The organism is Kineococcus sp. NBC_00420 (genome assembly GCF_036021035.1).
Classification (GTDB): Bacteria; Actinomycetota; Actinomycetes; order Actinomycetales; family Kineococcaceae; genus Kineococcus.
The window spans coordinates 5,382,025-5,403,768 of sequence record NZ_CP107930.1; the positions used below are offsets into that span (position 1 = coordinate 5,382,025).

Consider the following 21,744-nt stretch of genomic DNA (forward strand, 5'->3'; position numbering starts at 1 on the left):
GCCCGGCGGGTACGTTCCCCCTATGTTTGATCTCCATGATGACGTCTTGAACGCCTATCCCGTCTTCGATGGCCACAACGACCTGCCCTGGCAGATCCGCAAAGACTACGGTTCGGACCCCGCCGCCGCTGACTTGGCAACCGGCCAACCATTGCTGCAGACAGACATTCCACGCCTGCGAGCAGGTGGCCTTGGAGCCCAGTTCTGGTCAGTGTTCGTCCCCTCGCGGTGGGACCACCCGACCGCGGTGACCGCCACGTTCGAGCAGATCGACGTTGTCCGCCGCCTTGTCCTGGCCCACCCCGACGTATTCCGATGGAGCCCGACCGCAGCCGCCGTCCGGACAGCTTGGGCCGACGGGCTCATTGCCTCGCTACCGGGCGCCGAAGGTGGTCAAAGCATCGCGAGTTCCCTGAGCGTCCTGCGGGAACTGCGCCGCGCGGGTCTGGCCTACATGACGCTCACCCACAACGACAACACTCCATGGGCCGCCTCGGCCACCGGAAAACCCGTCGACTTCGGCCTCACCGGGTTCGGCCGCGAGGTCGTGGCCGAGATGAACCGCACCGGAGTCCTCGTCGACCTCTCGCACGTCCACGAGCGCACCATGCACGACGCCCTGGACGTCACGACCCGGCCGGTGATCTTCTCCCACTCCAGCGCTCGCGGTGTCACCGACCACCCGCGCAACGTCCCCGACGCGGTGCTCGAACGCCTGCGGCGCAATGAGGGAGTCCTCATGGTGACGTTCGTACCGGCCTTCGTGAACCAGGCCTGCGCCGATCACCGCGCCGCAACCACGGCCGAGCAGGAACGCCTCGGGCTGAGAGGCGCCCCCTACGACCCCATGGGGGACGCCGAAGCCCTCCAGCCCTACCGCGCGTGGCTGGGCGCCAACCCCCGGCCCGTCGCCACCGTGGACGATGTCGTGGCCCACCTCGAGCACGCCCGGGAAGTCGTCGGGGTCGAGCACCTTGGTCTTGGAGGTGACTTCGACGGGGTGGACGAGCTCCCGGCCGGTCTGGGTGACGTTTCCTGCTACCCCGTGCTGCTGCAGGCGCTCGCCGATCAGGGCTGGTCGGGCGCCGACCTGCGCGGCCTGACCAGCGGCAACGTGCTGCGGGTCTTGGAGGCCGCGCAGGACGGCACGTCGGTGGACTGATGGGGCTCAGGCGGGTCCAGCGACGGGGCCGGGTCCAGCGACGGGGCCGGGTCCAGCGACGGGGCCGGGTCCAGCGACGGGGCCGGGTCCAGCGACGGGGCCGGGTCCGCGCCAACGGTTGAACACGAGCGTGGTGTACGTGTCGGCGACGGCGGGGTCGCTGGTCACGTTGTCGAGCACGAAGTCAGACAGGGCGTCCGGGCTCGCAGCGACGACTTCGGCGAGGTAGTCGTCCTCACCCGCCACGAGCCACAGGCTCAGCACCTGCGGCAAGCTCGTCATGACCTTGGCGAACCGCGCGTTCTCGGCGCGGGAGTGCTCACGCAGCTTGATGCGCAGGATGGCCCTGATGCCGTGCCCCACGCGTTGCGGGTCGATCTCGGCGTGAAAGCCGGAGATGACGCCGAGCTCGACGAGGTTGCGCACCCGGGACAGACAGGACGAGGGGGCCAAGCCCACCCGGTCGGCCAGGTCCTTGTTCGAGAGCCGACCGTCCTGAGACAGGACCGCCAAGATAGCGCGGTCCACGTCGTCGAGGCGGGCCGGCCCCACGATGTTCGGCGTGTCGCTCACGTCACAGACTCCCTCGAATGCAAACGGCGGTTGATCCTCTGATGCCGAACATCCTACGAGACACTTGCCATCCTGGTGAATGTACGTGCATGATTCTGGCCAAGACGCCGAACTGAAGTTGACCATCGAGTCCGAGTCCGGCGCACTGCAGCTCCCCACCGACGTCGGCGCCCGTCTCTTCGTGGCGCTGCGTCCCCCGCACCGGCGACGCACGTCCCGCCGCGACGAGAGAGGAACGCACAGATGCACAAGGTTCGCAGGCGCACGTTCGCCGCACTGCTGGCGGGTACGTTCACCACAACCGGCCTCGCCGCCTGTGGGGGGGCGAGTGACAGCGGCGACCAGGGTGGCGGTGCAGCCGCCGCAGGCCACACCCTGCTGCTCGGCAAGCTCGTACCCCTGCAGTCCGTCGACCCCCACAAGGTCAACGACGGGACCTCCAACGAGGTCCTCACCGCGGTCTACGACGGGCTCTACACCCTCGACGCCGACCACGAGATCGTCCCGCTGATGGCGGAGTCGTTCGTCAAGTCCGACGACGGTCTCTCCTACACCTTCACCCTCCGCGACGCGACGTGGAGCAACGGCACCCCCGTCACCGCCCACGACTTCGAGTACTCCTGGAAGCGGCTGGTGAACCCCGCCACCGCAGCACCGAACTCGAACGAGGCCGTGGCCGCCGGAATACTCAACGCGAACGCGATCGTCAACGAGGGTGCAGACTTCAACTCCCTCGGCGTTACCGCCACCGACGCCAAGACCCTGACGGTGCAGCTTGCCGCGGACGTCCCCTACTTCCAGGCTCTGCTGGTCCGCCCCGCGTTCCTACCGGTGAACCAGAAGTTCGCCGAACAGGCCGGCAGCGACTTCGGCAGCAACCCGGACTCGACCATCTACAACGGTCCCTTCACGTGGGACAGCTGGGACTTCGCGGAGAACTTCACCGCAGTCAAGAACACGACCTACTGGAACAAGGACGCTGAAACTCTTGGCGGCCTCACCTGGCGCGTGGTCACCGACTCGCAGACCGGCGCGCTGCTGCAGGAGTCCGGTGAACTGGACTGGGTGGAGATCTCGGGAAGTCTCATCGACCGCTACGCGGACTCCGACGCTCTCGTCACAGCCCTCGAGGTCCACATGTGGTGGATGTACCCGAACTTCTCGAACGCGGCGTTGGCGAACAAGGACATCCGCACTGCGTTGGCGACGAGCTTCGACAAGGACGCTGTCGCGAAGGACGTCCTGCGCAATGGTGCCGAGGCTGCGAACTACTTCGTCGGCAAGAACCTCGCCACCGGCCCAGACGGCAAGCAGTTCCGAGACACCGGCGCAACGTTCCTCGAGTTCGACCTGGACGCCGCGAAGGCTGCTTGGACCGCGGGTCTCGCGGCGCTGGGCCAGACCTCGCTCACGCTGCGTCTGCTGTACTGGGACGACGACGCATCGGTCTCGCAGGCCGAGTACATCGCAGCTGAGTGGGAGAAGGTGCTCACCGGTCTGAAGGTGGAACTCACCAGCGCGGTGAAGGCGACCGCCAACGAGACGGCTGGTAACGGCGACTTCGACCTCTACCTGTTCCGCTGGGGCCCGGACTACAAGGACCCGATGGCGTTCCTGGAACTCCTGGGTTCGGACTCCGCCCGGGACTTCGGCGGGTACCAGAACGCGCAGTACGACGCGATCGTCGCGGGCGCCCGCACCGCCGAGGTCCTCTCTGACCAGCAGGCCCGCTGGGACTCCCTGCACCAGGCGGAGAAGATCCTGCTCGGCGACGTCGGCGTGATCCCGACCGTTCAGAACGGGATTGCCATGCTGGTGAATCCGAACGTGAACGGCATGGAGGTCCGCAACGTCAGCCTCACCTGGAACTACCGCATCGTGACCAAGAAGGCCTGAAGCTATGACCGCACGAACCACCCTGCGCAGCCTCATGGAGGCCGGTACCGTCCTGGCGCCGTGCGTCTACGACTGCTCCTCCGCCCGAGCCGTCGAACTGTCCGGATTCGACGCGATGCTCTTGTCGGGCTCGGAGGTCTCGATGTCGATGAAGGGCATCCCCGACATGGGGTTGCTCTCCCTGGAGGAGCTCCTCTGGGCCGTCGAACGCATCTGCGACACCTCGCCGATCCCTCTCGCCGTCGACATCGAGGACGGGTTCGGGGGGTCCGCCTTGCAGGCCTACGAGACCGTACGCCGGGTGGCGAAGGCGGGTGCGATGGGCGTCCTCATGGAGGACGAGGCCGAACCGGGATACGCCCGCGACGTCTCCCTCGACAACGTCGTCCCACGCGAGGACTACTACGCCAAGATCCGCGCTGCGGTGAAGGCGGTCGAAGGCACCGACTGCATGGTCATCGCCCGCAGCAACCTCGGCACCGCGGACTTGGATGAAGCGATCGAGCGCATGCGGTTCTGCGTCGAGGAACTCGGCGCGCACGCCTCCACGATCGTCAACATCACGACGGCGCAGGACGCCGCTGAGGTCGCCCGACGGGTCCCCGGGCTGAAGATGTTCGCCGACATCAACGCCAAGCGCGGTCTGGAGAAGATGGACTACGCAGCGTTGCACGAGATGGGCTACTCCCTCGTGACGATGCACTTCACGATGAAGGCCGCGATGGCCGGGATGATCGAAGCCGGTCGCGCGAACCGTGCGGAGATGGGCAACACCTTCTCCAACGGCATGATGGCCGACGAGTATCCCGGCCACAGCGGCATGCCCTTCTTCGCCGCCCAGGAACTCCTCGACCTCGAGGCCACCTTCACCGGCAAGGACGTGCGTTTCAACGACCCGCGCACCGTCCACACGCCCGACGCGGGCTGAGACCCCACCCCACCAGCACGTTCGACCCCGCGTCCGCGCGGGTCCCACGAGAGGTTCTGCCCGCATGACCGACGTCCTCGCCGAGAACAGCACCGACACCGTCGACATCGACGGCTTCTCCATGACCATCGACAAAATCGTGCACGTCGCCCGCGGCGACGCCGAGGGCGTGTACCCGACCGTCGTCCTCGGCGAGGAGTCGCGGAGACTGACGGTGGAGGCCCGTGACTACGTCGAAGCCAACTGGCTCACCGACGACGCCCCTCCGATCTACGGCATCAACACCGGCCTCGGTCGGTTGATGGACGTCCGGGTCCCGCCCGAGGACCAGCAGAGGTTCCAGAACCTGGTCATCAACTCCCACTGCGCCGGCGTCGGGGAACCGCTGCCGGCCGACGAGACCCGCGCGCTGCTGCTGCTGCGCACCAACGCCTTGGCCAAGGGTCTTTCCGGCGTCCGCGTCGAATGTCTCGACCGGCTGATCTCGATCCTCAACGCGGGCATCGTCCCGATCATCCCCTCGCAGGGTTCCGTCGGCGCCTCAGGAGACCTGGCCCCGCTCGCGCACCTAGTAAGCGTCATGGTCGGGCACGAGAAGGGTGAGGCGTTCTTCGGCGGGGAGCGCATGCCCGCCGTCCGCGCTCTGGAGCTCGCCGGTCTGGAGACCGAGTTCGTCCTCGGCCCCAAGGACGTCTTGGCCCTCATCAACGGGTCGACGATCTCGCTGGCCACCGCAGCCCTCGCCCTGCACGACGCGAAGCAGCTGACCCGGCAGGCCGACGTCGCGCTGTCGCTGTCGCTGGAGGCCGTCCGCGGTGAGACCGCGGCCTTCGACGAGCGCATCCACACCGCCCGCAACGCTCCCGGGCAGGTGACGGTGTCCCGCAACGTGCGGGCGTTCGTCGCCAGCAGCGAACGGACCACCGAGGTGGCCCGCACGGTTCAGTTGCCCGACGAGAACCGCCCCGGCGGGGTCTACAAGCCGCGCGTCCAGGACGCGTACTCGCTGCGCTGCGCCCCCCAGGTCCACGGCACCACCCGTGAGTCGCTGGAGTTCGCCGAGGTGCTGCTGGTGCGTGAGGCCAACGCCGCGACGGACAACCCGCTCGTCCTGCCCGACGGCGAGGGTGGGTTCGAGGTCCTCTCCGGGGGGAACTTCCACGGTGAGCCGATCGGCATGGCCGCCGACCTCATCGCCATCGCGGTGTCCGAGATCGGTGCGATCTCCGAGCGCCGTTCCTTCCGCCTCACCGACCCGAACCTCAGCTACGGCCTGCCGCTGAACCTCGTCGGCGGTCAGCTCGGCCTCAACACCGGCTTCTCGATCGTGCACTGCTCGGCTGCGGCCATCGCGAGCGAGAACAAGGTCTTGTGCTTCCCCTCCGTCGCCGACTCGGTGCCGACGAAGGCGAACCAGGAGGACCACGTCTCGATGTGCACGTTCTCCTCGCGCAAGGCGCGCAGCGTCGTCAAGAACACGCAGGTCATCCTGGGCGTCGAGTTCATGCTCGCTACCCAGGGCATCGACCTGGCGAGCCCGCACCTGAGCGGGACAGACGCTCTGGGCGCCGGGACTCAGGCCGCCTACGACGCCTTCCGCGCCATCGTCCCGATGACCCGCGAGGACGTCTACCAGAACGAGCAGATGGTGAAGGCGCAGCAGTTCGTCGCGGGTGCCTCGGTCCTCGACGCGGTCGCCGCCGCCACTGGGGAGGTCCTGTGACACCCGAACTCGTCGTCCGGGGGATCGTCGTCACCCCCACAGAGGTCCTGACCGACGGGGCAGTGGTCGTCGCCGACGGCCGCATCACCGAGGTGCTGTCCGGGCGCGCCGCGCTCCAGGCGGCGGAAGCGGCCAAGACGGTCGTGGGCTCGCCCGGCAGGCTCGTCCTGCCCGGTGCCGTGGACGCGCACGTGCACTCCTTCTCCGACCCGGGCGAGACCTTCATCGGCGCCACCTCGGCCGCCGCCGCCGGGGGCGTGACGACGATCCTCGACATGCCCTACGACGCGGGCGCCCCGGTCAACACCGCCGAGGCCGTGCTGGCCAAACGAGAACGCCTTGCCGGCGAGGCTGTCGTCGACGTCTCCCTGCACGGCACCGTCCGCCCCCTGGACGGGGTGCGCGACATCGACGGCATGGTCGACGCCGGGGTCTGCGGCTTCAAGGTCTCGCTGTTCGAGACCGACCCGATCCGCTTCCCACGCATCGCCTCCGACGAACTCCTCGACGCCTTCGCCGTCCTGCGCGAGCGGGGGGTGCGTGTCGGCGTGCACGCCGAGGACGGCGAGATCATCGGGGCACTGGTGAAGTCGGCGATCGCCACCGGGCGCACCGCCCCGATCGACCACGTGCGTTCGCGCCCGCCGGTGTCCGAGACCGCCTCCGTCGCGCTCGGCCTCGAACTCGCGAGCGCGGTGGGGGTGAAGTTCCACATCTTCCACGCCTCGCTTCCCGCCACCGTCGACCTCGTCCGCGAGCACGCAGCCCGAGGGCAGGACTTCACGGTGGAGACCTGCCCGCACTACCTCGTGCTGTCCGAGGACGACATGGAACGCCTCGGCGCCAAGGGAAAGATCAACCCTCCCTTGCGCACCCCCGAGAGCGCCGCCGCGATGTGGCGCGCGCTGGCCGACGGGCGCGTCGAGATGGTCACCTCCGACCACGCCCCCTGGCCGCTGTCGAAGAAGTCCGCTCCGGTGATCTTCGACAACGCCTCCGGCGCGCCCGGGGTGCAGACCCTGCTGCCGATCGTGCTGGGCGCCGGGTACTTCGGTGGCCGGATCTCGCTACTGACTGCTGCGCAGGTGCTGGCCACGAATCCCGCGAAGGCGTTCGGGCTGGAGCACCGCAAGGGGTCGATCGCCGTCGGTCTCGACGCCGACCTCGTCGTGGTCGACCCCGCACAGCGCACCGTCGTCGACGACACCCGGATGTACTCGAGCGCGACCTGGAGCCCGTACGAGGGCCTGCAGTTCCAGGGCCGCGTCGAGCAGACGATCGTCCGGGGCGTCACGGTGTACTCCCACGCCGACGGCCTGCTGGCGAAGGCCGGCGACGGGCAGTTCGTGGCGGGTCTGCGCTGATGGCCGACCAGTCGATGCGCGGGTTCGTCGAGGCGCTGCGCGCACGCGGTGAACTCGTCGACGTCGGGCACCCGGTCTCCGCCGAGTACGAGCTGTCGGCGCTACTCGGCCTGTTCGACCGCGGACCGGCCGTCCGGGTGGAGAACGTCACCGGGTCACCGATGCCCGTCGTCGGCAACTTGTTGAACTCCCGCGAACGGCTGGCCGCCGCCGTCGGTTGCGAGGTCGGCGACCTGCTGAGCGAGATCACCGCGGCGATCGCCGGGCGGCAGGCCCCCGAGGTCGTGAAGGACGCCCCGGCACAGGAGGTCGTGCTGGGACCCGAGACGGTCTGGGACCAGGTCGTCGCGCCGCGATGGTTCGAGCAGGACTCCGGCGGGTACGTCACGGCCGCGTTGATCCTGGCTCACGACCCGGTCTCGGGGATGCGCAACGCCAGCTACGCGCGGGTCAAACCGCTCACAGCGACGACGGGTTTCATCGGGATCGCCCCGAACCACCACCTAACTGCACTGTCCCGTTCCGCGGGCGCGCTGCCGGTGGCGCTGGCCTTCGGGGTCCACCCGGCGATCCAGCTGGCGAGCTGCACCTACCTGGGGCTGGGCGACGACGAGCTCGAGCACGCGTCGCACCTGCTGGGCGAGAGGGTCCGCGTCGTCAAGGCGACGACCAGCGACGTGCTCGTCCCTGGCGATGCGGAGGTCGTCGTCGAGGGGTTGATCCACCCCGATCAGGTCGTGCACGAGGGTCTGGTGAACGAGTACCACGGGATGTACGAGGACTACGGCAACGGCTGCACGCTCGAGGTCACCGCGGTGACGAAGCGCCGTGATGCCTCGATGCAGGTGATCCTGCCAGGGCTCGCCTCCGAGCACAGCTACATCGCCGGAATCCCCATCGCGGCCGGGATCAAGCACGCCCTGCGCGGGGCAGGCTGCGAGATCGTCGACGTCGCCGTCACCCACGCCGGCGGGGGGCGGGTCGACGTCGTCGTCTCGATCGCGGGCGGCCGTCCCGGCCTTCCCCGGCGCATCGTGATGGGGGTTTTCGCTGCGGTGTCCATGGTCAAGCAGGTCACCGTCGTGGACGCCGACGTCGACGTGTGGGACGACGTGCACGTGCACTGGGCGCGCACTAGCCGGATGCGCTGGGACCGGGACCTGGTGCGCATCGACGCCGTCGCCACCGACCGCAACGTACCCATGCAGGAGGGCGGAACCGTGACGAAGGTCGGGATGGACGCCACCGTCAAACCGGGTGATCGGGCGGTCGGCCCCCGGCTGGCGGTCCCGCCGGCGGCCGTGACCGCGGGGGTCCTCGAAGAGCTGCGCTCGCGCGGGCTCGCGCAGCAGCTCGCGCCGGCGCTGGTGCTGCACGGTTCGCTGACCGGACGGGGAGGAACCCTGTGATCGACGTCCACTTCCCGCAGGTCGAGCGGTTGGTGCTGGACCTGGACGGCCTGGCCGACCTCGTTGACTCCTCCCGTCCCGGGTGGAGCCGGGTCGCGATGACCGAGGTCGACACCCAGTCGCGGTACTGGGTCGCCGAGCGGATGCGCGCCGAAGGCCTCGATGTCCGCGTCGACGGCATCGGTAACGTCATCGGCACGTTGCGCGGCAGGGGATCGCGGCGCAAGGCCATCGTCGTGGGCTCGCACACCGACACCGTCGACGGCGGCGGGCGCTACGACGGGATCGTCGGCGTCGTGGGCGGTCTCGAGGTCGTGCGGCTGATCCGCGAGTCCGGGATCCAGCTCGAGCACGACCTGCAGATCGTCGACTTCTACAACGAGGAGGTCAACCGCTTCGAACTGTCCTGCCTGGGCAGCCGGGCGATGGCCGGGACCCTCACCGCGAGCCACCTGGCCACGACCGACGACCGCGGCCGGACGCTAGGCGACACACTCTCCGCCGCTGGCTGGGACCCGCAGCTGGACCAGACCCGCTGGGCCGACGACGAAGTCCTGGGCTTCCTGGAACTGCACGTCGAACAGGGTCCGGTCCTGGAGCGTCAGGGTCTACCGCTGGGGGTCGTCACCTCGATCTGCGGGATCTCCCGGTTCCGCGCGCTGTTCTCCGGGCAGCGCGACCACGCCGGCACCACCCCGATGACCTCCCGGCACGACGCGGGCTGCGCGGCCGCGGGGGTCGTGCTCGCTGTCGAGGAGATCGCGTCCTCCGCCGAGCAGGCTGTCGGCACTGTCGGTTCCGTGACGTTCACGCCCGAGGCGACCTCGGTCGTCACCGAGAGCGCGTTGCTGACCGCAGAGTTCCGCAGCCCCGACGAAGGCTGGTTCACCCTCGCCCGCGAGCAGATCGCCGAGGCCGCCGCGACGCAGTCCGCCCGCCGTGGACTGACGCACTCGCTCGAGTGGTCACCGTGGGAACGCCCCACCGCGATGGACCCGCGGCTGTCCGGGATCATCGGGACGTCGATCAGGCAGCTGGGCCATCCCGCCGCCCAGCTCTACTCCGGCGCGGGCCACGACGGCGTCCAGATGGCCAGGCTCGGTCCGGTCGGGATGATCTTCATCCCCTCGGTAGGAGGCCGCAGCCACTGCCCGGAGGAGTTCACGGACTCCAAACAGATCGCCGTGGGCGTGCACGCCCTCGCCCAGAGCGTGGTGAACCTCGACCAGGAAGGACTCTCATGAGCCTCAACCGCCAAGAACCCCCCAGCCGCGTCGTCGTGGCCATCACCGGCGCCAGCGGCGTCGGGATCGGCGTCCGGATGCTCGACCTGCTGCGGCAGGACCCGGGCATCACCAGCCACGTCGTCATCTCCAAGGCCGGGGCCATGACCCTGCAGCAGGAGTGCGACCTCAGCCAGTCCGACGTCGAGGCGATGGCCGACGTGGCGCACCGCCCGTCGCACATCGGCGCCTCGATCGCCTCCGGGTCCACGCCCGTCGCAGCCATGCTCGTCGCGCCCTGCACAGTGCGGACGCTGTCGGCGATCGCCACGGGTGTCTCGGAGAACCTCATCGCCCGCGCGGCCGACGTGTGCCTCAAGGAGGGGACCCCGCTGCTGCTGATGGTACGCGAGTCACCCCTGCACCGCGGGCACATCGCTGCGATGGACGCCGTCGCGAAGGCCGGTGGCATCATCGCGCCACCGGTACCGGCGTTCTACACCCGCCCGAGTTCCGTGAACGACATCATCGACGGGCTGGCCCGACGTGCCCTGGTCCGGGTGGGGCTCACGCAGTTCCGTGGGAACCAGTGGAAGGGCTTGCCCGCGGACCGGTCGAACCCGCCAGCCCTGGACCTCTCCGCGTCGGGTCCGGGGGAGGGCGTGTCCCGTGGGTAGCTACGTCGGCAGGCGACTGCTCAGCGCGATCGTGACGGTGTTCGTCGTCGCGATCGTGATGTTCGGGCTGCTGGAACTCCTGCCGGGTTCACCGTTCAACTCCGAGAAGCTAGACCCGGTCCAGAAGAGCCTGATGGCGGCCAAGTACGGCCTGGACCAGCCCGTCCTGGTGCGCCTCGGGGTGTACCTGGCGAACCTCGTGCAGGGTGACTTCGGTGTGTCCTACAACATCATCCCCGACATGGCCGTCTCGGACATGCTGACCACGCGGCTACCCGTGACGATCCGGATCGGTTTGCAGGCTCTCGTCCTGGGCGTCGTCGTCGGCCTGCTGCTGGGGATCCTCTCGGCTGTGCGCCGGCGCGGCTGGATCGACAACGCCTCGACGTTCCTCAGCGTCGTCGCGTTCAGCATCCCGTCCTACGTCTTGGCGCTCGTACTGGTCTACGTCGTGGGTTTTCAGCTCAAGCTGCTGCCCATCCGGTACTCGGCGCAGAACCCGTTCGAATCGAGCATCATGCCCACCATCTCGCTAGCGGCCTACGTCATGGCCGTAACAGCCCGCTACGCACGCTCAGAGATGCTGGACTGCCTCGAGAGCGACTACATCTTGCTGGCCCGGGCTAAGGGCCTAGGAGACACCAAGGTCGTCGGGTCGCACGCGCTACGCAACACCCTGGTCTCGATCATCACGGTGCTCTCACCGCTACTGGTCGGGCTCATCACAGGGTCAGTCGTCGTGGAACAGATCTTTGGCGCACCCGGGCTGGGACAGTTGCTGCTCACCGCCATCCAGAACGTCGACTACAACATCATCATCGCGATCAGCCTCGTCTACAGCGTCGTCTACGTGGGTTCCATGTTGCTCGTGGACGTGTTGTACGGCGTCATCGACCCGCGCATCCGACTCGCCGGGAGCCCCTCGTGAGCGACACGACCTCCGTTCCCCCCGTAGACCTCTCCAAGCTCCGTTTCGCGTCGGCCCCGACGGCCTCGGTCGAGATCATCTCGACCCGTCCCGCCCGGGGGTCAGGCCGTGACCTGTGGAACCGGCTGCGCCGTGACCGTCGGACGATGGTCGCTGGGGTCATCGTCGCGGTCGTTGTGCTGCTCGCCGTCGTCGTGCCCTTCCTGCCGATCGCCGGCGGCGGCCAAGACGTCGCCTTCCGCTACCTCCCGCCAAAGTGGCCGTTGCTGGAGCACGTGGGCCTCCTGGACGGGACCCAGAACGGCGTCGACCTGTACGCCAAGGCTGGAATCCCCAACGGCGTCTACCACCTCTTCGGTACTGACGAGCTCGGCCGTGACATGTGGGAACGCGTCTGGTCCGGGACCCGCGTCTCGCTGCTCATCGCCGCGATCGCTTTCGTCATCGACATCGTCGTGGGCATGGTCTACGGGGTCGTCTCGGGCTACCTCGGCGGGCGGGTCGACTCCCTCATGCAGGGTGTCGTCGAGATCCTCTCCGGCATCCCCCAGCTGGTCATCGTCACGTTGTTCGTCGTCGCGGTCGGTCCGGGTACCGGCGCCATCATCTTCGGCCTGCTGCTGACGAACTGGCTCGCGATGAACCGCGTCAGCCGATCTCAAGCATTACGGCAGAAGTCCGAGGAGTACGTCTTGGCCTCGCGGACGCTGGGCACCCGGGACTCGCGAATCATCGCCGTGCAGATCCTGCCGAACATCCTCGGGCCCGTCTTGACCATGAGCATGTTCTCCATCCCGGCGGCCATCTTCACCGAGTCCTACCTGTCGTTCGTCGGAATGGGGGTGCAGCCGCCGTCAGCGTCGCTGGGGTCGCTCGTAAGCACCGGGTACCAGGCATTTCTGTCCTATCCCTACCTCGTGCTGGCCCCAGTCCTGGTGTTGGGCCTACTCATGGTGTCGTTCACAATCGTGGCCGACGGATTGAAGGAAGCCACCGACCCCCGCGCCGTGGAGGCACGCGCATGAGAACTCCCGTGTTGTCCGTCAAAGACCTGTCGATCACGTTCAGCCACGACCATCGCGAGGTGGAGGCGATCCGCAAGATCTCCTTCGATGTCCACGCCGGCGAGGTCGTCGCGTTGGTGGGTGAGAGCGGTTCCGGGAAGTCCGTCACGGCCCGAGCCCTGCTGGGGCTCGGTGCCCGCGGTCAACGGATCTCGGGTGGCTCAGTGGAGCTCACTGGCCCCGACGGGACCATCGATCTGACCACCATGACTCCCCGGCAACTGCGCCAGCAGGTCAACGGCAAGCGTATCGCCATGGTGTTCCAAGATGCGCTGACCTGTCTGGACCCCACGATGACCGTCGGCAAGCAGGTTGCCGAAGGGTTGCGAGAGCACTACGGGATGTCTCGGGCTGCGGCACGAGTCCGCTCCATCGAACTGCTCACCGAGGTCGGTATCGACGATCCAGGACGCCGCTACGGGCAGTATCCGCACCAGTTGTCCGGCGGTATGTGCCAGCGCGTGAACATCGCGATTGCGCTGGCCTGCGAACCCGACGTGCTGATCTGCGACGAACCGACCACAGCCCTCGACGTGACGATTCAGTTGCGCATCCTTGACCTGCTCGCTCGGCTGCAGGCTGAACGCGGACTGGCCGTCGTGTTCATCACTCACGACCTCGGGGTGGTGGCGCGTATCGCCCACCACGTGAACGTCATGTACGCCGGCCGGATCGTCGAGCAGGGGTCAGTCGACCAAGTGTTCTACTCACCCCGACACCCCTACACCTGGGGCCTGATGTCGGCGATGCCCGACATCGAGTCAACCGAACCTGAGCTCTACGCGATTCCCGGCAGCCCTGCGAGCCTTGTCGATCGGCCCACCGGTGACGCTTTCGCCCCGCGGAACGAGTTCGCTCTCGAGATCGATTTCGAGACCGAGCCACCGTACTTCGAGGCGGAGCCGGGACATCGGGTCGCGTCCTGGCTCTGCCACCCGCAGGCACCCGCTGTGTCGATGCCCCAAGCGCTGCAGCGCAAGATCAAGGCCATGGAGGTCTCCTCGTGAGTAAGCAGTGGCGTGACGGCGCGCGTGATGAGCTGATGCGCCGACGTGGTCTCCGTTTGGCGACGAGGAGAGGCATCATTTCTGGCGCCGCCGTGAAACGAACTGGGGTGGTGCTGTGAGCGCGTTGTTGGAGGTCGCCTCCCTGCGGCAAGAGTTTCGGACGCCTCGACGCGGGACCGTGACGGCCGTCGCTGGTGTCTCCTTCGAAGTTGCCGCGGGCGAGACCTACGGTCTGGTAGGCGAGAGTGGCTCAGGGAAGTCGACGATCGGGCGCTGTCTCGTGCGACTCAACGAGCCTACTTCCGGAGACGTCCTGCTAGCTGGTCGGATGGTCAGCGGCAGGCTGGACCGGCCCACCGCGACGCACCTGCGCTCTACGGCGCAGATGATCTTTCAGAACCCGACGTCGAGCTTGAACCCCCGCAAGCGGGTCGGCGACATCGTTGCCGAGGGGTTGCGTGCCGCGGGGCGCACCGACGTGCGCAGGTCCGTCGTCGAGATGCTCGGCCGCGTCGGTCTGAGTGCTGAGCACGCCGACCGGTTTCCGCACCAGTTTTCCGGCGGACAGCGCCAGCGAATCGGGATCGCCCGTGCGCTCGTCGTCCGACCAGAGCTGGTCATCGCCGACGAATGCGTCAGTGCGCTCGACGTGTCGATTCAGGCGCAGGTCGTCAACCTCATGGGCGAGCTGCAGCGAGATTTGGGGACGGCATACGTCTTCATCGCACACGACTTAGCAATGGTGCAGCATCTCAGCCACCGCATTGGAGTCCTACACAAGGGGCACCTGGTAGAAACGGGTACTACAGAAGAGGTCTTTCGCGACCCCGTGCATCCCTACACCCAGTCGCTGCTGAGGGCGGTACTCGGTCCCGATCCGCGCGCGATGCGGGCCAGGGGAACGGTTGAACCCTACGACCCGGTGGCGCTCGGTATCGACTACGGCGCAGGAATCGAGCATGTACTGACCCGCACGCACCGGGTGTTGTGTACCACGCAGCAACTTGCGCAGTGGCGTCCATCCAGCTGATGCCGGTCCGACGACGGACGCAACTTGCCTGGTGAAGAGTCCGGGTCTCGGGCATGACACCGATCGGTTGGAACTCGGCCCGCATCTCAGGTATTCGACCTACCTACGCGCAGCGGAACCCTAGGAAGCGAGAGCAAGGCGAGGGCCTGGGGCTTTGGCCACTCGTCAAGGGTGGTTGTGCAACGGTCTGACCCCTGTTAGATGTGCGCGCCTGCGTCGTGGCTTTGCAGTTGGGCGACGAGGCTCGGCTGCGGGCCTGCATCGAGCAGGCCGTGGACGAGGAGGAGGGCCTCGCCTCGGTGACGGATCCGGTCGCGTTGGCCGGTTTGGTACAGACGCTGTGGCAGGGGCTGTCGGCCCGCGCCGAACTGGGAGCGAGCCGTGAGGAACTACTCGAAGTGGTCAGGCTCGCGTTGATGCTCATCGAGCCGGCCCGATCTGTGGGGGACTGCGAGTAGTCTGCTCCTCCTCGGTTGAGGTGTGTTCTGGGGCCTGCCGTTGGCGGTGCCGCGACTGTTTGCAGACCATCCGGTGAGTGAAGTCGCCGACCGCTGGCGACCGCGCACACCGCGGGATGACCGTGCGTTGGTGGCGGGCCAGCTCGGTCAGGCAGTCGTGATCTCCCAGGCTGGGTCATCGGCTGCGTCATCGGCGGGAACGTGAAGAACTGCTCGTGCGCAGCGGCGTCCTTGCTCTCGCAGTGGGTTGGTCACCGAAGTGATCCCGGCGGCCTGGGCTGCGGGGGTGGCGTCCCACCCGGTCAGGCGAGCGGTGCGTCCGGCTGCGGTGAGCACGTCCAAGGCGCCCAGAGCCAGCTCGTCGCTCATGGCCAAGATCAGCAGTGGCGCTCGATCGTCCACGCGGTCCAGCAGTGCTGTGGCCGCGGTCCGTCCGTCAACGCGCCGGTTGCGTCCGCTGACGGCGATCAGGGTGTCTTCCCACCGGTAGCCGTGAGCGGTCAGCGCCTGGCGGTACCCGGCCAGCCGGTTCGCGGTCACCGGGAACCGGACGGTGCTGAGGTCTGGGGGTAGGTCCCGGCCCTGCAGCACCTGGGGTTGCCGGTCGTGGTCGAGGGGGAAGCTGAGGACGACGGGGACCACGGCGTGCGGGGACGTCTTGGCGGGTGGGAACGGCGCGGCAGGTGCGGTGGTCAACAGCGCGGTCGCTACTGCGGCCGCGGCGGCGTGGTCGTCGAGACCAACGAGGGTGATGCCGGGGTGGGCCGGCCCGCCCTGGATGGCGGCCGGTCGTCCGCTGTCGGCGATCGCGGCCAGGACCGGGTCGTCGGTGGTGGTGGTCCACAGGACGTAGCCGTCGACGGGTGCAGCCAGGACCCGTTCGACGTCTTCGACCATGTCACTGGGAGTGCTGGTGCGTGAGGTGGAAGCACCACCGGGTGCGGGGTCGCCGTGGGTGGGGATCAGGACTATGCCCGTTCCCGACTCGACGCAGACGTCGGCGACACCGGCCAGGAACAGCGCGGCCTGCGGATCCTCGAAGGCGTAGGACAGGTGCTCACCGACCACGACACCGATCTGGCCGTTGCGCCCGGAGCGCAGCGCCCGAGCGGTCGCATCGGGTCGGCGGTAGCCCAGGCGACGGGCCGCCTCCAGCACCTTGGCCCGCGTCGCCTCGGCCACACGGGTGGGGTGGTTGAAGGTGTAGGAGACCGTCATCACCGCGACGCCGGCTTCGGCGGCGACGTCTTTGACGGTGGGGCGGCGTACGGGTCCTGGCACGTCTGCACCCTATCTGTGTAACGTTACGAATATGTCGCCGTCCACCGCGGGATCCGCGTCCGCTCCAGCAGGAGGCACCCTTCCTCCCGAACGGGTGCGGTACGTCGTCCCCTACGCCGCCTTCACCGCTTTCGGGGTGTTCTGGGGCACCTGGGGCGCTGCACTTCCGGCGTTGAGGGACCAGGCGGGTGTCAGTCAGGGAGAACTGGGCACCGCACTGCTGTTCGTCGGCGTGGGCGCCTTGCCCGCGATGCTGCTCACCGGACGGGCGATGGACCGCTTCGGCTCTCGCCTGGCCGCGCTGCTGCTGATCGCGCTGGCGGTGGCGGGGTTGGCCGTGGCCTCCGGAGCGAGCAGTTGGACGTCGTTGGTGGTCGGGATGTTGCTGGTCGGCGCGACCTCAGGCGCCGCGGACGTGGCCATCAACACCGTCAGTGGGCAGGTGGAGCACGACAGTGCCTGCCCGGTCCTGACGCGTGCGCATGGTGTGTTCTCCCTGGCGGTGGTCGCAGCGAGTTTGACCGGCGGTTTGGTCCTCTCCACCCTGGCGGGAACTGGTGACGGAGTGGGAGCGGCATCGGCACTGACGTGGACGTTCGGGGTCGCTGCAGCCGTGATCTCGTTGCTGTGCGCGTTCATCTGGACCGGTACCCGGTTCAACCGGGCTCGCCCGTCCTCCCTCGCCTGGGGGAACGCCACGGCGCAGGAGAGCGCCACTAAACCGAAGCAGGCCACTGACTCGACGCCGGCCGCGGATCGTCGATCGCGATCCGCTCGCCTGCACCTCACCCCGTTGGTGGTGGTGGGTCTGGTCGGTGCCCTGGCCTATGGCGTCGAGAACGCCCACCAGAGCTGGGGAGCGGTCTTCCTCAGCGACACTTTCACCGCCTCAGCCCAGACCGCTTCTCTGGCGCCGGCGGCCTTCGCGGCGGCCGCTGCGCTCGCCCGGCTGGTGCTGGCGCCGCTGTCGCGGACCCACCCCGTACCGCTGTTGCTCACGGGTGGGGTGCTCGCCGCCACCGGCAGTCTTGTGGTGGCGACCTCGACGTCGGTCGTGGTCGCGCTCGTGGGGCTGGGCGTCGCCGCTGTCGGCACTGCGACGTTGTTCCCGACCTTGCTCAGCACCAGCCTGCGTCACGTTCGGACCGGCGATCGGGGGCGGGCGACGTCGGCGGTTTCCACCACCGCTTACCTGGGGTTCTTGTTGGGGCCGGCTTACGTGGGTCTGCTCGCTGAGCACGTCGGGCTACGGGGTGCCCTCATCGGTGTCGCCGTCGTAGCCGCGGTCTTCACAGTCGCCGCCGTTCCGGTCAGCAGAGCCTTCTGGAGATTGACAGATGAGTGAATTCGACAGGCGTCAGCGGCAGCGCCCACAACGCGGGATGACCGCGAAGTAGGCAGAGGCTGGTCGGGGACGCCGCGACGGATGTCAGTGCGCCCTCTTGGCAGGACGCCGCCAGTTTCTTAGGCTGCTCCCGCGCCATGAGCCACCCCCTTCGAGGGCGGTTCGTGCGCGGTGCCCGATCGGGTGCCGGTGCCCCGTCAGGAAGGTGCACCGGTGCTCACCCGCATCCGCGCACTCCATCGCGCTTCTCAGGTTCTGCTCGACTACCGCGACCTGCTGCGACTACCTGGTGCACCGCGCGCAGTTGTCGGTGCCGCGGTGGCCTCGATCCCCATCGCGGTGCTGGGTCTGACCGTGCTGTTGTTGGTGCAGCAGTCCACCGGCAGCCTCAAGACCGCCACCCTGGTCAGCGCCGCCCTGGGCGTGGGGACAGCCGCCGGGATCGTGATGCAGGGACGGTTGCTGGATCGGATGGGGTCCCGGCGGGTCCTGCGTCCGCTGGCGGTGGCTCAGCTGTTAGTGCTGGTGGCGTTGGTGGGCGCTGTCCACGCGCACGCACCGACGGTGGTGTTGGTCCTGCTGGCGGGAGGCGCTGGTGGGTGCGAACCACACGTCGCGGGCAGCCTGCGTGGCCTGTGGGCCTTCAGCGCCGCCGATCGGCGTGAACAGGGGCTGACCTTGACCTCAGCGGTCTTCGAGGCCGCGGTGGTCACCGGCCCACTGCTTCTGGCCGGGTTGCTCGCGCTGATATCTCCCGCGGTGTCCGTCCTGGTCTGGGGTGTCTGCTTCAGCGCCGGCACCGTGTTGCTGACCGGAAGCGACATCGCCTCAGCCTGGCGACCTCCTACCCCAACCCCGCCGCTGAGGCTGGGTGCGTCGGCGGCCACCGGGGCACCCGTGCGGGGAACGTCGGCGCCGAGGAAGAGAGGGAGGAGGGGGAGTTGGAGGAGCCTCAGGCGTAAGGGTCGACGCGGTGGGTGGATGGGGCCGCTGCAGATGGTGGGCCTTCGCCGAGTGGTGTGGGTGAGCGCGGTCCAGGCCGGGGCGCTGGGCAGCGTGCAGGTCGCGGCGATCGCGGCTTGCCAGGTGACGGGCCGGGCGTGGCTGGTGCCGTGGTGTGCTGCGGCGCTGACGATCGGCAGCCTTAGTGGAACGATCGTCCTGGCTTTGCGGCGGCGTCGCGGCTCGCCGGTGCGACGGCTGCGGGTCCTGCTGATCGTGTTGGTGGCGGCGGTGTCCGCGACCGCTCTGATCGCTGACACGGCTGGCCTGTTGGTGGGGTTGGTGGTCGTGGGTGCTTGCTCGGGGCCGGTGGCGGTGACCTGTTACGCGGTGGTAGATGAGCTGCTTCCACGAGCGGAGCTGTTGGGTGGGTTCACGACCGTGACGGCTGCCGGGCTGGGCGCGACGTCGGCTGCGACTGCGGTAGCTGGTCGGGTCGCTGATACCAGCGGGGGGCAGGTCGGGTTCGTCCTGGCCACGGTGCTGGCTGCTGTAGCTGCGGTGCTTGCGTTGGTTTTGCACTTCGACGACGTCGCTACCCGGCAAGTCTGAGGGCAGATCATCAGCGCTGAGGAAAGACGACGGTGGCGCGGTCATCAGGGTTACGCGGCTGATCCACCACCATGGTCTCCATCCGGTCTTCGTCACGACCGTGAGGTCGCGAGTCACGACCGTGAGGTCGCGAGTCACGACCGTGAGGTCGCGAGTCACGACCGTGAGGTCGCGAGTCGCCAGCGAGATCGAGTGCACCGCGGATGATCGCGCGTTTCGCGGGGGCACTCTCTGAAACCACACCGCCCGTCGTCAGGACTGGGGGTGAAAGCGCCAGACGGTGGAGACCCGATCGTGGCGAGCACTGTCCACGCCGCCGAAGACAAGGAGGCTGTCCCCGGCCCAGACACCGGCGCCAGACAGGTCAGCGCCTCCGGCGGGACGCGTCAAAGTCGTCCAGGTGCGGGCCGAGGAAGCGCTGCAGGTCGGGGGAGCCGATCGCGCGGTCGGTGTAGCGCTTGCACTGCACCACCAGCAGCGATCCGTCCTTGGGGTGGCGAGCGGTGATATCGGCTCCGAGGTCACCGGAGCCCCCGGAAACGGTGACCTGACGCCAGCCGTCGCGGCGCAGTAGGCGGGCTACGAGATGCTCGAAGTCGCCGCCACTCAACCCATCGGTAGTGGCGACCTGCTGATCGAGGCGGGCTTGTCGAGCGGCGCGGTCACGGGTTCGCCGGCGTAGCACCAACACCCGCCAAATGAACAGCACGACGGTGACGGCACCGGCTAGAGCGAGTAGAGGCCACCAGATCTCCAGCCATGAGCGGAGGACGCCGCCGAAGATCAGGACGGCGGCGAGGACGATCTTGACAGCGTCATCGCCGATGTTGGTCGGTTGCTTCCTACTCGTTCGCTTGCGGGCCACCGTGTGGGATCGGTGTGAGGAGGCAAGCTCTTGAGGTGGGGTCACCTGATACGACCACTACGACCAGTACGGCCAGTACGACACAGGACTAGTGCGGCACACGATCGGTACGGCGTCTTGCTCCCCGACGATCTGAAGTAGCACTGCTACAGCGAAGGCTGGGCTCGGCGGGATGTGGCTCGGCGGGATGTGGCTCGGCGGGATGTGGCCCGGATGGGCGCGCATCCGGATGCCAGCGTGGAGCACACCGGCCCCACACGTAGCGGCCGAGGGGGCGCGGTGGGTGGCGCGGATCGCGGCCGCGGCCGCTGGCGGCCACCGACGGTCGGAACACTCGATGACGGTGGTGAACCGGGTGAACCGGGTGAACCGGGTGAACCGGGTGGAGCGATTGAGTGTCAGGGGGCGGGCGGGGGAGAAGGCGCTCGCGTACTACACGTACTACGCGTGCGATGGCTGCCGGGCAGGCCGCTGCTGTGGCTCGTTCTGCGGTAGGCGGCCCGGCCTCAGACTTGGACCTGGGGCAAGTGCAGTTCGGTCGTTCTCTCTCTCGGGGAGAGAGCTCGACGCACATCAGTGTCCTAGCCGAGGATGCAGCCGGCGCGAGCCCGCTGAGAACAAGGTGTCGCTTCCGGATGCCAGCCCGCCGAGGTAGCTCCTTAGGACCATGAAACTAGTTCCGTCGAGGGACAGGTGATTGGCTACTTCGAACTACGGCCACGTGCGGGGGAGTGAACCTCCCCCATGAGGACGCAGAACCTTCCCCCCGAGTTCCCAGGTGACGTTATGGTCACTGTGCGTGCAGTGCGCAGGTTGACTCACTACATACCTGGCGGCGTTGCCCGCTCCTCGCTGTGCTGTATCGCTGGTGGGGTCCGTTGCTCGTTGCTGGGAGTTTCGTCATGGGTAAGCGCCTCCGTCGTGCAGGCACTGCGTCCGGTATCGCCGTGGTGGCGTTGCTGAGTACCGCAGTGTCTTTCGCCCAGCCTGCCTCCGCACTGCCGAGCCCGCGGGCCGCCTCCACCACGAAGACGGCTGCAACAAAGTCCGGCACGCAAGATGCAGATGGCGCCGGCGGTACTGACCTGACGTCGCCGCAGCGTCCCAAGGTCACCCCGGCCCCCGACGTCGCCGTCAGCTCCGGTGGCGCCGACGCACCGAAGAAGCGTTCAGCGGTCACCTTGGGTGCCCCGACGTCGAAGCTATCCGGTGTCAGCACTCAATCGTCGAAGACATCTTCAAAAGTTCAGTTGAAGT

The 21,744-nt window shown here is 68.0% G+C and carries 18 protein-coding genes; 15 read left to right on the plus strand and 3 right to left on the minus strand.

Features of this window, described 5'->3' with window-relative positions:
* Positions 1-22 precede the first annotated feature (22 nt).
* On the plus strand, positions 23-1,162 hold the full coding sequence (locus tag OG218_RS26255; RefSeq protein ID WP_328296166.1) for a dipeptidase: 1,140 nt from the start codon (positions 23-25) through the stop codon (positions 1,160-1,162).
* 6 nt (positions 1,163-1,168) lie between these two features.
* Here the strand turns inward: OG218_RS26255 and OG218_RS26260 are convergent, their stop codons facing one another.
* Positions 1,169-1,735: an Lrp/AsnC family transcriptional regulator gene (locus OG218_RS26260; RefSeq protein WP_328296167.1), complete on the minus strand. Its 567-nt coding sequence runs from the start codon at positions 1,733-1,735 to the stop codon at positions 1,169-1,171.
* A gap of 243 nt (positions 1,736-1,978) precedes the next feature.
* Here OG218_RS26260 and OG218_RS26265 point away from each other — a divergent pair, with 243 nt between their 5' ends.
* The 12 genes from OG218_RS26265 (at position 1,979) to OG218_RS26320 (ending at position 15,442) form a co-directional block, all read left to right on the plus strand.
* The gene (locus tag OG218_RS26265) at positions 1,979-3,631 is read left to right on the plus strand and encodes a peptide ABC transporter substrate-binding protein (protein ID WP_328296168.1); all 1,653 of its coding nucleotides are present in this window, start codon (positions 1,979-1,981) and stop codon (positions 3,629-3,631) included.
* Between the two features lie 4 nt (positions 3,632-3,635).
* Entirely contained in the window at positions 3,636-4,559 is a 924-nt protein-coding gene (locus tag OG218_RS26270; protein ID WP_328296169.1) for an isocitrate lyase/PEP mutase family protein, read from the plus strand.
* Positions 4,560-4,623: 64 nt separating this feature from the next.
* A complete protein-coding gene (locus OG218_RS26275; RefSeq protein ID WP_328296170.1) occupies positions 4,624-6,282 on the plus strand; it encodes an HAL/PAL/TAL family ammonia-lyase in 1,659 nt (552 codons plus the stop codon).
* A complete protein-coding gene (locus OG218_RS26280; protein WP_328296171.1) occupies positions 6,279-7,646 on the plus strand; it encodes a dihydroorotase in 1,368 nt (455 codons plus the stop codon). The genes OG218_RS26275 and OG218_RS26280 overlap by 4 nt, the downstream gene beginning before the upstream one ends.
* Positions 7,646-9,055 carry a UbiD family decarboxylase gene (locus tag OG218_RS26285; protein WP_328296172.1) on the plus strand — a complete coding sequence of 470 codons (1,410 nt, stop codon included), beginning with the start codon at positions 7,646-7,648 and terminating at the stop codon, positions 9,053-9,055. Before OG218_RS26280 ends, OG218_RS26285 begins: the two co-directional genes overlap by 1 nt.
* Positions 9,052-10,299: a M20 family metallo-hydrolase gene (locus tag OG218_RS26290; RefSeq protein WP_328296173.1), complete on the plus strand. Its 1,248-nt coding sequence runs from the start codon at positions 9,052-9,054 to the stop codon at positions 10,297-10,299. Before OG218_RS26285 ends, OG218_RS26290 begins: the two co-directional genes overlap by 4 nt.
* A complete protein-coding gene (locus OG218_RS26295; protein WP_328296174.1) occupies positions 10,296-10,955 on the plus strand; it encodes a UbiX family flavin prenyltransferase in 660 nt (219 codons plus the stop codon). The genes OG218_RS26290 and OG218_RS26295 overlap by 4 nt, the downstream gene beginning before the upstream one ends.
* A complete protein-coding gene (locus OG218_RS26300; protein WP_328296175.1) occupies positions 10,948-11,883 on the plus strand; it encodes an ABC transporter permease in 936 nt (311 codons plus the stop codon). Before OG218_RS26295 ends, OG218_RS26300 begins: the two co-directional genes overlap by 8 nt.
* Positions 11,880-12,908 carry an ABC transporter permease gene (locus OG218_RS26305; protein ID WP_328296176.1) on the plus strand — a complete coding sequence of 343 codons (1,029 nt, stop codon included), beginning with the start codon at positions 11,880-11,882 and terminating at the stop codon, positions 12,906-12,908. Before OG218_RS26300 ends, OG218_RS26305 begins: the two co-directional genes overlap by 4 nt.
* Positions 12,905-13,954 carry an ABC transporter ATP-binding protein gene (locus OG218_RS26310; RefSeq protein ID WP_442906431.1) on the plus strand — a complete coding sequence of 350 codons (1,050 nt, stop codon included), beginning with the start codon at positions 12,905-12,907 and terminating at the stop codon, positions 13,952-13,954. The genes OG218_RS26305 and OG218_RS26310 overlap by 4 nt, the downstream gene beginning before the upstream one ends.
* 115 nt (positions 13,955-14,069) lie before the next feature.
* Positions 14,070-14,984: an ATP-binding cassette domain-containing protein gene (locus tag OG218_RS26315; RefSeq protein ID WP_442906432.1), complete on the plus strand. Its 915-nt coding sequence runs from the start codon at positions 14,070-14,072 to the stop codon at positions 14,982-14,984.
* Positions 14,985-15,202: 218 nt separating this feature from the next.
* The gene (locus OG218_RS26320; RefSeq protein WP_328296179.1) at positions 15,203-15,442 is read left to right on the plus strand and encodes a hypothetical protein; all 240 of its coding nucleotides are present in this window, start codon (positions 15,203-15,205) and stop codon (positions 15,440-15,442) included.
* Positions 15,443-15,589: 147 nt separating this feature from the next.
* Here the strand turns inward: OG218_RS26320 and OG218_RS26325 are convergent, their stop codons facing one another.
* The gene (locus OG218_RS26325; RefSeq protein ID WP_328296180.1) at positions 15,590-16,723 is read right to left on the minus strand and encodes a LacI family DNA-binding transcriptional regulator; all 1,134 of its coding nucleotides are present in this window, start codon (positions 16,721-16,723) and stop codon (positions 15,590-15,592) included.
* A 94-nt stretch (positions 16,724-16,817) separates the two neighbouring features.
* Here OG218_RS26325 and OG218_RS26330 point away from each other — a divergent pair, with 94 nt between their 5' ends.
* Both OG218_RS26330 and OG218_RS26335 read left to right on the plus strand, forming a co-directional pair.
* Positions 16,818-18,068 (plus strand): MFS transporter, encoded by a 1,251-nt coding sequence (locus OG218_RS26330; RefSeq protein ID WP_328296181.1) that lies wholly within the window; start codon positions 16,818-16,820, stop codon positions 18,066-18,068.
* A gap of 213 nt (positions 18,069-18,281) precedes the next feature.
* The gene (locus tag OG218_RS26335) at positions 18,282-19,622 is read left to right on the plus strand and encodes an MFS transporter (protein WP_328296182.1); all 1,341 of its coding nucleotides are present in this window, start codon (positions 18,282-18,284) and stop codon (positions 19,620-19,622) included.
* A 364-nt stretch (positions 19,623-19,986) separates the two neighbouring features.
* On the opposite strand, the gene OG218_RS26340 is transcribed toward OG218_RS26335, so the two are convergent.
* Positions 19,987-20,487 carry a restriction endonuclease gene (locus tag OG218_RS26340; RefSeq protein ID WP_328296183.1) on the minus strand — a complete coding sequence of 167 codons (501 nt, stop codon included), beginning with the start codon at positions 20,485-20,487 and terminating at the stop codon, positions 19,987-19,989.
* Positions 20,488-21,744: the final 1,257 nt, after the last annotated feature.